The sequence below is a fragment of the Veillonella sp. genome, from assembly GCF_019414865.1.
Lineage (GTDB): Bacteria > Bacillota > Negativicutes > Veillonellales > Veillonellaceae > Veillonella.
This window is the reverse complement of record NZ_DXLG01000045.1, coordinates 1-12,174: the sequence shown is the minus strand read 5'-3', so window position 1 is coordinate 12,174 and position 12,174 is coordinate 1. Positions and strand designations below refer to the sequence as shown.

Below are 12,174 nucleotides of genomic sequence, written 5' to 3'. Positions count from 1 at the left end.
ATATAATAGAATAGTCTATACAAATATATTTTATGATTTTTAAATATAGATTGAAGGGGGATCACATGATTGAAGAATCCCTACACGCAATACAGCAGCGCATGGCAGATGCTATGGCGCGCGTTGGTCGCGTAGATACAGCACTATTGGTAGCTGTTACTAAGAACCACCCTGTATCGGCGGTGGAAGAGGTGGCTCGTCTCGGTGTGACTCATGTGGGGGAAAATCGAGTACAAGAGGCTAAAGAAAAACAGCTTACCTATAAAGGTCCACAGTTAACATGGCACTTGATTGGTCATTTACAGGTCAACAAGGTGCGTCAAGCGGTGCCTATGTTTGATTTAATTCATTCTGTAGACAGCCGTAAATTACTAGATGAAATCGAAAAGGTCGCTACAAAGCACGACAAGGTGCAAGACGTATTATTGCAAGTCAATGTAGCTCGAGAAGCCTCCAAAACGGGTATGTCCGTAGAGGAGTTTCCTGATATTCGAGACTATGCAAAGACATTGCCTCATGTACGTGTACGGGGCTTGATGTGTATGGCGCCATTTTTCGACGATCCAGAGGAAGCACGTCCAATCTTCCGCGTAGCAAATGCCTTGTATGAGGATATGAAGGGCTACTTTGAAGAGGGGCAGATTCAATATTTATCTATGGGGATGACTCACGACTTTGAAGTCGCTTTGGAAGAAGGGGCTAACATCGTTCGTGTAGGCACAGCAATTTTTGGGGAACGTGTGTATGATTAAGGCTCGGGTTGCCTGATAATCGATAGCGTTAAGTATTAGGAGGAAATCCAAATGGCATTGGGAGATTATTTAGACAAAGCAAAAAACTTATTCTTAGGCAAAAATGATGATGACTATGAATATGATGATTATGACTATGAAGATGAAGAGGAATATGAAGCGGAACCTACACCAGTAGCTCCAGTAGCTCCAGTATCCGGCGCATCTGAATTTCATCCACGCAAGGTAGGAGGCCAATCTACGATGACACAACGTCCAACAGCTATGAAAGTAGTTGTAATTGAACCAAAAGTATTTGAAGACTCTGAAAATATTACACATCAATTGCGCGACATGCGTCCTGTATTGATTAACTTTGAAAATACAGATCCTCATGAAGCAGCTCGTATTGTGGACTTCGTATCTGGTGCGACTTTTGCATTGGATGGCAAATTGGAAAAAGTAGGTAAAGACATTTTCATGTGTGTACCTGTAAACATTTCCATTGATTATTCTGATAATGACAGCAACAAAACTGAGCAAAACGAATACACTTGGGACAATAAATAATTTCTCTATAAATGGTGGTGACAACGATGTTAGGTAAAACCCTATGTATAGGCGTTGGCTCAATGGGTGGCGCTCTATTGCGCGGTGCATTACAGCATGGCGTGTTGAAAGCAAGTGATACACACATTCTCGTGCGTCGTGAAGAACAATGTAAGGCTCTAACTGAGGAGCTCGGTGTAGTAGGTTTTACTACATTGCCTGATGTAAATGAGTACAATACCATTTTGTTGGCCGTAAAACCACAAGTGTTACCATCTGTATTAGAGACGTTAAAAGAAGTACCTTATGGGACTGTTATGATTTCCGTTGCTGCAGGTATTACCTTAGATACTCTAGATGCAGCGATTCCACAAGCTAACTGGTTTAGAGCTATGCCAAATACACCGGCTTCTATCGGTGCAGGTATGACGGCTCTTGCTGGGGATGATGTACATACAGACTTAGGTCGCGCTGTGCAAGCCTTGTTTGAGGCTGTCGGCGAAGTGGCCGTGGTAAGTGAAGCTGATTTAGATCGCTTAGGCGCACTATCTGGTGCAGGTCCTGGCTATATGTTCGTCATTCTTGATGCTTTAGCTGATGCGGGCGTTCGCATTGGATTGCCTCGTCACTTGGCAATCAAGGCAGCAGCTCAAACGATGTATGGTGCTGGTAAGATGGCTCTTGAAAGTGGCAATCATCCAGCAGTACTACGAGATCAAGTAACAAGTCCAGGTGGCACGACCATTGCCGGTATTGGTGCCATGGAAAAAGGTGGACTTCGCAGTGCTCTCCAAGACGGCGTAGTAGCATGTCTTGCTCGGTCGAATGAATTGGGGAAATAATTTTGGCAGATACTAGTAAATTAATACGATATTTTGAAGCCAGTGGCAGTGGTGAGGAAGCTCGCCGTATGCTAGACTTGGCTGAGCAGGTTGTAAAAGGTCGCCCTTATCGCGTGGCGGACTTTACGAGCCCTGCAGGCCTTGTCATTGCAGACGCAATCAAGGCTAACTACCCACAGCTTATCGTTAAGACAGACGGTGGCTATGAAGGGGCGGAACGTATCCGCATCGCCTTTGTAGATAGCGACTTTAATGGTACTGTGGATATGGGTATTCGCGCCCTTAAGGTAAATTGGGACCCACGGTTCCGATTGCTTACCCATCGCGATGTGCTTGGTTCCTTGATGGGGCTCGGCATTGATCGCTCCAAATTTGGGGACGTTATCGTTCAACAAGGGGGCGCTCAAATTTTGGTGGATGAAAGCATAGCAGACTTCGTGATTCAAAACTTCACAAAAATTGCTATGGTTTCCGTATCTGTAGAGGCTATTGACCTATCAGATATTGCACCAAAAGAAGAAAAAATTAAAGAAGTCCGCACTACAGTTGCTTCATTGCGCTTAGATTCGGTGGCAAGTTCTGGTTTTAGCGTGTCTCGTACTAAATTGGTAAGCGCTATAAATGCAGGATTATTGCAAGTAAACTGGCAACCAGCTAAGGGGGCATCCCAAGAAGTTAAAGAAGGGGATGTGATCTCTATGCGTGGTCGTGGCCGAATGAAGGTAGAAGCCATTACAGGTACATCTCGTAAGGGGCGTATCGGCGTATATCTGAAACGATTCATGTAGGCAATTGAAAATCGGCTTGACCATCAAGCCGATTTTTTTACATATAGTAGGACAACCATGGTATCCATAACATTTCAATCTACAACAGAAGATACAATCCTATTCGTAGGCGGCGGAGAGGTGGCAGAGCGACGAATGCAGCTCTTTATTGATGAGCCGTGCAACATTGTCGTAATTGCTCCCACTGTAACAGATAGGATTTGCCAATGGTCAAAGGATAATCGTATCACCTGGTACGACCGTGCTTTCACAATGGACGATGAACACCACATTATAACGAGCAGTTTGTTCTTTATCTGCACAGATAATGGCGAATTAAACGATACGTTATATGATATGGGGAAAAAACACCGCGTTTGGACTAATCGAAGTGATGACCCTAGAGCGTGCAGATTTACTGTGCCTTCATCCCTTGAACTAGGCGATCTTCATATTGCTATTAGCGCTAATAACGTAGGGCCTCGTATCAATCGCCTCATAAGGCAAGATATGATGAATCGTTATGGTCAGTTGCAAAAGGCTATGCCTAGACTTAAAATATTTAGAGAAGAAGTAAAGTTACTACTTCCTACTCCAGAGGCTCGACAGAAATTTTGGCGAAACCATCTGACTGTAGAAACATTTGAAGCCATTCTCAAGGGAGAGTGGATGACTATAGAGGAGAAACTTGACCATGAAATTAGTGGTATTAGGTCTAAATCATAGAAGTGCTGCTGTTGCGGTGCGTGAACGTTTCTCGTTTGATAAGGACGAGGTCGCTTCAGCATTGAACCGCCTCTATGAATTCGACTGTGTAGCAGAATGCGTTATTTTGTCTACATGCAATAGAACTGAAATCTATGCGGCCTTAGAAGGTGTAGAGTTCCCTAAAGAATATATGTTGGCCGTGTTAAAGGATTTAAAAGGTGCCGACCACATCGATGAAGATGCGTTTTTCTTCTATGAAGAGCGCGATTGCATTGAACATCTATTCCGTGTATCTGCAAGTCTTGATTCCCTTGTATTGGGGGAAGGTCAAATTTTGAGCCAATTAAAAGGGGCTTATATTCAGGCTTATAGCGCAGGTTGTACAGGCACAATTTTTAATATCTTATTTCAACGCGCTATTAGTGTTGGTAAAAAGGTACGGACGAACACAGGTATTGCTAATACGCCTGTATCCGTTAGCTACACTGCTGTTAACCTTGCGGAGGACAGCCTAGATAAACCATTATCTGAGGCGACGGTACTCATCTTAGGTGCTGGTACAATGAGCGAGTTGACCGCAACGCACCTACAAGCAAAGGGCGTAAAAACGATTTTCGTATCTAATAGAACCTTTACCAAGGCAGAGGCTTTAGCTGAGCGATTTAATGGTAAAGCTGTTAAGCTAGATCACTTTGTAGATTACGCTAAAGATGCGGATATCCTCATTACATCTACAGGGGCGCCGCACTATATTATTACTGAGCGTGAAGCAAAGAAAATTACCTCCCTTCGCAAAGGTGAGCCAATCGTTATGATTGATATTGCGGTACCACGCGATATCGATCCCGGCGTAGCAGATATGGAAGGTATTTACCTATTTAATATCGACTCTCTTGAAAGTGTAGTCGAAGAGAATAAGGCACAGCGCGAAGAGGAAGCTCGTCATGCGGAACCAATCATTCACGATGCTATTGAAGAGTTATTAGATAAATTGAGTTATTTAACGGTGCGTCCTATGATGGCATTGCTCACAGAAAAAGCAGAACGCATTCGCCGTCGTGAGTTACATCGCGCATTAGCGAAATTGCCTGATATTTCAGATAAGGAGCGTCGCATTATGGACTCTATGAGTCGCATGATCATCCGCAAAATGTTGCGTGAACCGATGATTCACTTTAACGAAATCGCTGGTACAGAGGAAGAAGGTTTGTACTGGGATTTATTCAAAGATATGTTTAATCTTGAGAAAGAAGGCTAAGGCCATGAGAGACCATATTCGAATCGGCACGCGAAAAAGTGCCCTTGCCCTATGGCAGGCTGAACATATTAGTGCAGAGTTACAACGTCTGTACCCAAACATTACGGTCGAGCTAGTTCACTTTAATACAAAAGGAGACCGTATCTTGGAAAAACCACTGGCTCAAGTTGGTGGTAAAGGTTTATTTACTGCTGAGCTAGAAGAGGCCATGCATAAAGGCGACATTGATATCGCCGTACATAGCTTGAAAGATATGCCTACAGAGTTGCCGGAAGGGCTAACTCTTGGTGCTATCTCTGCTCGTGAAGTGCCTTACGATGCGCTTGTGAGCCCCGTGTATAAAACATTAGATAAATTGCCTCAAGGTGCTCGCGTCGGTACAAGTAGCTTGCGTCGTCAAGCGCAATTATTACATGTCCGTCCTGACCTTAAGGTCGAGGTTATCCGCGGTAATGTACAAACTCGTTTGAGCAAGATTGAAACAGAAAAACTAGATGGCGTAATCTTGGCACAAGCCGGTCTTAAACGGTTGGGCTTAGATGATCAAATTACCCAAGTATTTAAAGCCGATGAAATGATTCCTGCTGTTGGTCAAGGGGCACTTGCTATCGAGTGTCGTGCTGACGATACGGAAATGCTTGAAATGCTAGCTCCTATTAACGACGAAGCTACACGCTATGCTGTTGAAGGGGAACGCGGCTTCTTGCGTCAGTTAAATGGTGGTTGCCAAGTGCCTATGGGGGTACATGGTACTATTAATAAAGGTCAATTGACCTTAAAGGCCATGATTGCCTCCCTCGACGGTAAAACGGTATACGAAGGAGAAATTTCTGGCCCAGCAAAAAAAGCTGAAATTCTTGGTAAAAATCTTGCGAAAGCCTTATATGAAGAAGGGGGCAAACATATTGTGGATGCTCTCATAGAGGAAGGAATCATAAAATGACAGGTATGGTATATCTAATCGGTGCAGGCCCTGGCGATGTTAAACTCATTACTGTAAAAGGTCGCGAATGTATTGAAAAAGCAGATGTAATTGTATATGACTATTTAGCAGATGCTCATTTGTTAGAATGGGCTCGCCCAGATGCAGAGTTGATTTACGCTGGTAAACAATGTAAAGATCACACAATGCACCAATGGGAAATTAATGAGCTATTAGTTCAAAAAGGTAAAGAAGGTAAAATCGTTGCACGCTTAAAAGGCGGCGACCCACTCGTGTTCGGTCGCGGTGGTGAAGAGGCTATGGCTCTTGGGGAAGCTGGTGTACCATTTGAATTCGTACCAGGCGTAACATCTCCAATTGCAGCCCCTGCTTATGCAGGTATTCCTGTAACACAACGCGCTATGGCTACATCCTTTGCTGTTGTAACCGGTCATGAGGATCCAACTAAAGCCGTATCTGGCATTCATTGGGAAGGCCTTGCTACAGCCGTTGATACACTTTGCTTTGTAATGGGTGTTGGCAATTTACCTACCATTGCAGAAAAATTGATGGCTCATGGACGCCCAGCTTCTACACCAGTAGCGCTTGTTCGTTGGGGTACAAAAACGATTCAAGAAGTTCTCGTATCTACCCTTGAACATGTAGTAGAAGACGTAGAAAAGGCACAACTAAAAGCGCCAGCTATCATCGTAGTAGGCGATGTAGTTAACCTTCGTGAAAAATTACAATGGTTCGATAATAAACCGTTATTCGGTAAAACTATTGTAGTTACACGCGCTCGCTCCCAAGCTAGTGCATTCCGCGAAAAATTAGCAGATCAAGGTGCTAATGTAGTAGAAGCGGCAGCGATTAAAACATCTCCATTGGAGTTGTTTGATGAAGATCGTCGTATCATCAATAATACAAAACAATATCAATGCATCGTATTCACATCTGGTGAAGGGGTTCGTTACTTCTTCGATGCACTTTATAACGAAGGCAAGGATACACGTGCTTTAGGTAACTCTAAAGTAGCAGCAATCGGCTGCGCTACAGCTCGTGAACTTCAAAAATACGGTATCGTTCCAGATATTATTCCTGTAGACTACAAAGCTGAATCCGCTGTAGAGGCTCTTGAAGAAGAACTAAAAGCAGGCGATTCTGTATTGCTCATCCAACCAAAAGTAGCTCGCGATGTAATTCCACGCTCCTTGCGTCATCACGATATAGATGTAGATATCTTGCGTTTATATGAAACTACACAAGATACATCTCAACAAGAAGCATTAATCAATGCATTGACTGAAGGTACTGTAGACTACATTACGTTTACAAGTTCCTCTACAGTAACTAATACAATCCAATTATTGGGCGATGATGCATTGAAACTATTAGGCAATACTAAGATTGCTTGCATCGGACCTATCACAGCCGCTACAGCTATGAGTGCAGGTCTTAAACCTGCTGTCATCAGCGATGTATATACAACTGATGGCTTGGTAAATGCTATTGTAAAGGACATTTAGGAGGATTACATGTACGATTTAACATACCGTCCTCGCCGCTTGCGTATCAATCCAGAAATGCGTGATTTGGTACGGGAAACGACACTCGACGTAACTGATTTAATTTATCCATTATTTATCGTTCCTGGTGAAGGTATCAAAAAAGAAATCGATACGTTGCCAGGCCAATACCACTTATCCGTTGATGAAGCTGTAAAAATGGCTCAAGAGGTATATGATCTTGGTATTCTTGGGGTAGAAATCTTCGGTATTCCTACATATAAGGATGAACAAGGTTCCTCTGCATGGGATATGTCCCAACCTGTACAACAAGCTATTAAAGCTATCCGTGCAGCTGTGCCAAACTTATTGGTGGTAGCTGATGTTTGCTTGTGCCAATACACAACAACAGGCCATTGCGGCATGATTGATGATCATGAAATCTTAAATGATGAAACATTGCCATTGCTTTGTAAAGTAGCGGTAAGTCAAGCAGAAGCAGGTGCCCATATGGTGGCTCCATCCGATATGATGGACGGCCGTGTAGGTGCTATCCGTGAAGCCCTTGATGCGGCAGGGTATACAAATGTATCCATCATGAGCTATGCCGCAAAATACGCATCTGCGTACTATGGTCCGTTCCGTGGTGCTGTTAACTCTGCACCTAAATTTGGGGACCGCAAGTCCTATCAAATGGACCCAGCTAATCGATTGGAAGCTTTCAGAGAAATTGAACTCGATATCGCTGAAGGTGCAGATATTATCATGATTAAACCAGCCTTGTCCTATTTGGATATCGTTCGTGAAACACGTGATCGCTATGAATTACCTGTAGCTGTATACAATGTATCTGGCGAATATGCGATGGTTAAATCCGCTGCAGCGGCTGGTCTTATCGACGAAGAACGCCTCGTTATGGAAACAATGCTTTCTATGAAGCGCGCCGGTGCTAAAATTATCATTACGTACCATGCTATAGATATTGCTAAATGGTTACAAAAGTAAGGAGAAACCATGTTCCAACTCGGTAAATCTGAAAAGGCCTTTGAAGAGGCTAAACGTTATATGCCCGGTGGCGTAAACAGTCCGGTTCGTTCCTACCGCAGTGTAGGTTCTAACCCTCCGTTTATCAGCAGTGCTAGCGGCAGCCGTATTTATGATATCGACAACAACGAATACATCGACTATGTGTTGAGCTGGGGCCCTATGATTTTGGGCCATGCGAACCCTGAGGTTATCGCAAGCCTGCAAGAGGCGATTCCTCGCGGCACTAGTTATGGTGCGCCTACACTACTAGAAACAGAATTGGCTAAAAAGGTACAAGCCTTCATGCCATCTATGGAGGTTATCCGCCTAGTTAACTCTGGTACTGAGGCTACTATGAGTGCCTTGCGTGTAGCTCGTGGTTATACTGGTCGCGACCGCATCGTAAAATTCGTGGGCTGTTACCATGGTCATAGTGATGCGCTTTTGGTAAAAGCTGGCTCTGGCCTCGCTACCTTTGGCGTGCCAGATAGCCCTGGTGTACCTCAAGGTGTAGCAGAAAATACCATAACATTGCCGTACAATGACTCTGATGCAGTTCGCAAATTATTCGACGAAATCGGCGATACTATTGCGGCTATCATCGTAGAACCTGTAGCAGGCAACATGGGCTGTGTGCCTCCAGAACCAGGCTTCCTTGAAACCTTGCGCGAAGTGACTAAAGCTCACGGTGCATTATTGATCTTTGACGAAGTTATGTGTGGTTTCCGCGCTAGCAGCGGCGGTGCTCAAAAACGTTACAATATTAAACCAGATCTTACTTGCCTTGGTAAAATCGTTGGTGGTGGCATGCCACTTGCTGTATTTGGCGGCGCTCGTGAGATTATGAACCAAATTGCACCAGCTGGTCCTATTTATCAAGCTGGTACATTGAGCGGTAACCCAATTGCCGTAACCTCTGGTTTGGCAACACTTTCCATTTTGCAACGAGACCCAACAATTTTTAAACAAGTAGAAGATGCAACCATCGCCCTTTGTGAAGGCTTTGAACGCTTGGCAGCTCAATACAATGTGCCTGTTGTAGTACAACGGGTAGGCTCCATGTTCACCATCTTCTTCACTGATAAACCAGTTAAGAACTTTGATGATGCAGCATCTTGCAACGAAGAACAATTTAAAATGTTCTTCCACCATAACTTGAGCCATGGTATTTACTATGCGCCAAGCCCTTATGAAAGTAACTTCGTATCTATCTGCCATAAGAGCAGTGAAATCGAACGCACATTGGCTGTAGCTGATGAAGCTTTCAAAAAAATCAGTGATACACTACTATAAAAATTAGTGATACACTACTATAAAAATCAGTGATACATTATTATAAAAGTATATAGTTTGTAGTTGTTTATGTATCGATGTAGGTGATGAACATGCAGTTTTATAAGAACTTAAAGCGTGCTCGCGTGCGCATGGGCAAAAGCCAAATCGAAGTAGCAAAGGCCGTAGGTATCAGTAATGCGGCGCTTTCAAATTACGAAACAGGGTATCGCGAACCAGATTTAGATACACTCTGTGCCCTGTCTCGCTATTATGGATTGACCTTGGATGAGCTGCTAGATGTAAATGGAGAACAACACGAGCCCATCTATGATCTCAGTCCTGTACTCAAAAATAAATACATTGCCTATAAAGGTGAAGTATTCGAGTTGAAAGACTCACAAAAACGTGCGCTCTTGCGCGAGCTAGACAATCTATTTACTAAATTTGAGAAATCAAAGGTAGAAGATAAAAGTAGCAAGCCAAAAACGTACAAACATGGGAACCCACATATCAATCGAGCGGGCCTAGCTAGCAGCGCTGGTAGCTTAGCGGCACGACGAAATATAAAGTAGTGTTATATTACATTGTAGATTGAGTGGAACCTGTTTATTTGAAGAACTTAATTAGAACAATCATAAAAGCACCATCTATCTTAAGGGGAAACGACACATAAGTCGGACCTAGGTAGATGGTGCTTTTGTATTACTATAGTGTAAATGCATGTGCTACCGCTTTGGCATTTTTTTAGGCTAACTATAAAAATAAATAAAAGATAACAATATTAAAATATTCATTGGTGATATAAGTTGGTTTAATATATAATTGAAATATAGAAGTGAATTGAATATTAACTGATCGTATAGGAGACATTATGAAAGTATGGAGCGGTGTAAAATCTATATTAGATCGAACACCTTTTACGGTTAAATTTTATATTGGTTTTGCTTTGTTTTGGTTTTTATTAATAGGAGCTATGTCTTTAAATGCATATATTAAAAGGCCGGAGCAAATGCAAAGCCTTCAATTATACGAGCAAAAACTAGAAGATATATCTGTGAAAAAAATAAGTGAAGAATACTATGCATCTGGTCGAGCCTATCAAAATAATAATCTTGAAATTACGTACGACTCACTTACAATTGATGATGTTAAAGGAATACTTTCAAAACAAAATATAGGCTGGAATGAGATTAACAAGAATCGTATTGTTGGACATGATTATGATACTAATATTTATCTCGAACTATTTAAAGAACGAGGCTCTGATAAAGTGACTTTAATATTACAAAAAAGAAATTAATTATGGGTGGCAAAATTGTACTATCTCAACAACTAATGCATAAGTAGAACTCCAAATGCAAGCAGGGGTTGATTAGTAGTTGAGGAAAAAGATAATACTAATAATTAGCATATTAGGAAATATTTTTTCGCTGTTTTTGCTTGGTGGCTAGTTTGTTAGCAACCCTACTAGATAAATCTAGTATATAGGCAATATAAAGGACTTTGAGGGATGAAATTTAAAACAATTTATTCTGTTGTTTGGTATATACTCATGGGGATAATAGAGATTGGTATATTAATAGAGATTTTGATAGGTATAATGGAAGATTATATTATAGAAGGGTAAGGATGTAATAAAGATATATGCGAATAAGTTTATTGAAAGAACTTGGGGCAAATTTATTTAAATATATGTTTGGTGGTATTGTAGTAGCCTTTATACTAATTATAATTGTTGGTATCACTACTCGATATTATCATTATAATGACAACTCTTCTGCATTAATCAGATATGGATATTCTTTCTACAAAGAGGATTTGATTGATGAGATAAACTGGACTCGCATTGGTGATAAGTTTATGGTGAAGAATTCTGACTATACTGACTTTAAGGCAAAGTATAATCAGAGTAGATTCTTAGCTGATATAAATGATAATAAGGACAAAATTAGTGAAGGTCTTAATACCAATAGTATTAGAGTCCAGTTGAAAGAAGACTTTATACGAATTAAATATAAAATGGTGGATTGATAAAGATGGTTTTCGATAGGGTTGTTATTAATAAATTAAAAATAATTATATTTGTAGTAGGAATAATCATAGGCTCATTTAGTGGTGCTCTTGTATTAGAGAAAATAGATAATACATTGGAATCCATTTATTCTGGTAGACAAGCTCTTATTTGGAATGAATATAAAAGTTTTGATCATCGTGAGCATTTTACTATCAATGCCATCTATCCTTTTAAATATGAAATTGGTAGTGTTAGACCTTATTTTATTGTTGATGCAGTAAGTAATAGTAATATGGATACAATAGAAAAATCTTTAGCTTTAAATGGATGGCAGCAAATAGAGGCTAATACATTTAAAAAAGAAACTAGTGGAGAAGTATTAAAATTATCTGTAAAACCTATTAACATGAATGAATTTATGATTGTATATTATTACTAACTTTTACAAATGGAATCCATACTATTAGTTATGTGCTAATCGTAATAATTAATGAATAGTTATATAGGTAAAGTTATTCAGAAATGTATTAGTTGAGTTAGAAGAGATTATGAACGCTGGGCGTATCTTATGTAGTAT

Annotated in this window: 14 protein-coding genes; all 14 read left to right on the top strand. The window is 41.2% G+C overall.

Annotated features, from left to right (window positions below; translation table 11 throughout):
* The first annotated feature begins 65 nt into the window (after positions 1–65).
* The 14 genes from QZ334_RS04370 to QZ334_RS04305 all read left to right on the top strand — a co-directional run bounded on the left by QZ334_RS04370 (position 66) and on the right by QZ334_RS04305 (position 12,036).
* On the top strand, positions 66–752 hold the full coding sequence (locus QZ334_RS04370) for a YggS family pyridoxal phosphate-dependent enzyme (protein WP_295232264.1): 687 nt from the start codon (positions 66–68) through the stop codon (positions 750–752).
* Between the two features lie 51 nt (positions 753–803).
* The gene (locus tag QZ334_RS04365) at positions 804–1,301 is read left to right on the top strand and encodes a cell division protein SepF (RefSeq protein ID WP_295232262.1); all 498 of its coding nucleotides are present in this window, start codon (positions 804–806) and stop codon (positions 1,299–1,301) included.
* Positions 1,302–1,327: 26 nt separating this feature from the next.
* Positions 1,328–2,122, top strand: a complete 795-nt coding sequence (gene proC, locus QZ334_RS04360; RefSeq protein ID WP_287292804.1) for a pyrroline-5-carboxylate reductase — start codon at positions 1,328–1,330, stop codon at positions 2,120–2,122.
* A 2-nt stretch (positions 2,123–2,124) separates the two neighbouring features.
* Entirely contained in the window at positions 2,125–2,910 is a 786-nt protein-coding gene (locus QZ334_RS04355; RefSeq protein ID WP_295232256.1) for an RNA-binding protein, read from the top strand.
* A gap of 57 nt (positions 2,911–2,967) precedes the next feature.
* Complete coding sequence (locus tag QZ334_RS04350; protein WP_295232253.1) at positions 2,968–3,615, top strand: precorrin-2 dehydrogenase/sirohydrochlorin ferrochelatase family protein; 648 nt, start codon at positions 2,968–2,970, stop codon at positions 3,613–3,615.
* The gene (gene hemA, locus QZ334_RS04345; RefSeq protein ID WP_295232250.1) at positions 3,584–4,855 is read left to right on the top strand and encodes a glutamyl-tRNA reductase; all 1,272 of its coding nucleotides are present in this window, start codon (positions 3,584–3,586) and stop codon (positions 4,853–4,855) included. Before QZ334_RS04350 ends, hemA begins: the two co-directional genes overlap by 32 nt.
* 4 nt (positions 4,856–4,859) lie before the next feature.
* Entirely contained in the window at positions 4,860–5,798 is a 939-nt protein-coding gene (gene hemC, locus QZ334_RS04340; RefSeq protein WP_024066659.1) for a hydroxymethylbilane synthase, read from the top strand.
* Entirely contained in the window at positions 5,795–7,303 is a 1,509-nt protein-coding gene (gene cobA / locus QZ334_RS04335; protein ID WP_195186587.1) for a uroporphyrinogen-III C-methyltransferase, read from the top strand. Before hemC ends, cobA begins: the two co-directional genes overlap by 4 nt.
* A 9-nt stretch (positions 7,304–7,312) precedes the next feature.
* The gene (gene hemB, locus QZ334_RS04330) at positions 7,313–8,287 is read left to right on the top strand and encodes a porphobilinogen synthase (RefSeq protein WP_039969007.1); all 975 of its coding nucleotides are present in this window, start codon (positions 7,313–7,315) and stop codon (positions 8,285–8,287) included.
* 9 nt (positions 8,288–8,296) lie between these two features.
* Positions 8,297–9,601, top strand: coding sequence for a glutamate-1-semialdehyde 2,1-aminomutase (gene hemL / locus QZ334_RS04325; RefSeq protein WP_119206329.1), 1,305 nt, complete (start codon positions 8,297–8,299; stop codon positions 9,599–9,601).
* A gap of 92 nt (positions 9,602–9,693) precedes the next feature.
* On the top strand, positions 9,694–10,155 hold the full coding sequence (locus QZ334_RS04320) for a helix-turn-helix domain-containing protein (RefSeq protein ID WP_005385599.1): 462 nt from the start codon (positions 9,694–9,696) through the stop codon (positions 10,153–10,155).
* A gap of 299 nt (positions 10,156–10,454) precedes the next feature.
* Positions 10,455–10,883: a hypothetical protein gene (locus QZ334_RS04315; RefSeq protein WP_178885434.1), complete on the top strand. Its 429-nt coding sequence runs from the start codon at positions 10,455–10,457 to the stop codon at positions 10,881–10,883.
* Between the two features lie 344 nt (positions 10,884–11,227).
* A complete protein-coding gene (locus QZ334_RS04310; RefSeq protein ID WP_178885431.1) occupies positions 11,228–11,614 on the top strand; it encodes a hypothetical protein in 387 nt (128 codons plus the stop codon).
* 5 nt (positions 11,615–11,619) lie between these two features.
* Positions 11,620–12,036, top strand: a complete 417-nt coding sequence (locus QZ334_RS04305; RefSeq protein WP_024049304.1) for a hypothetical protein — start codon at positions 11,620–11,622, stop codon at positions 12,034–12,036.
* Positions 12,037–12,174 lie beyond the last annotated feature (138 nt).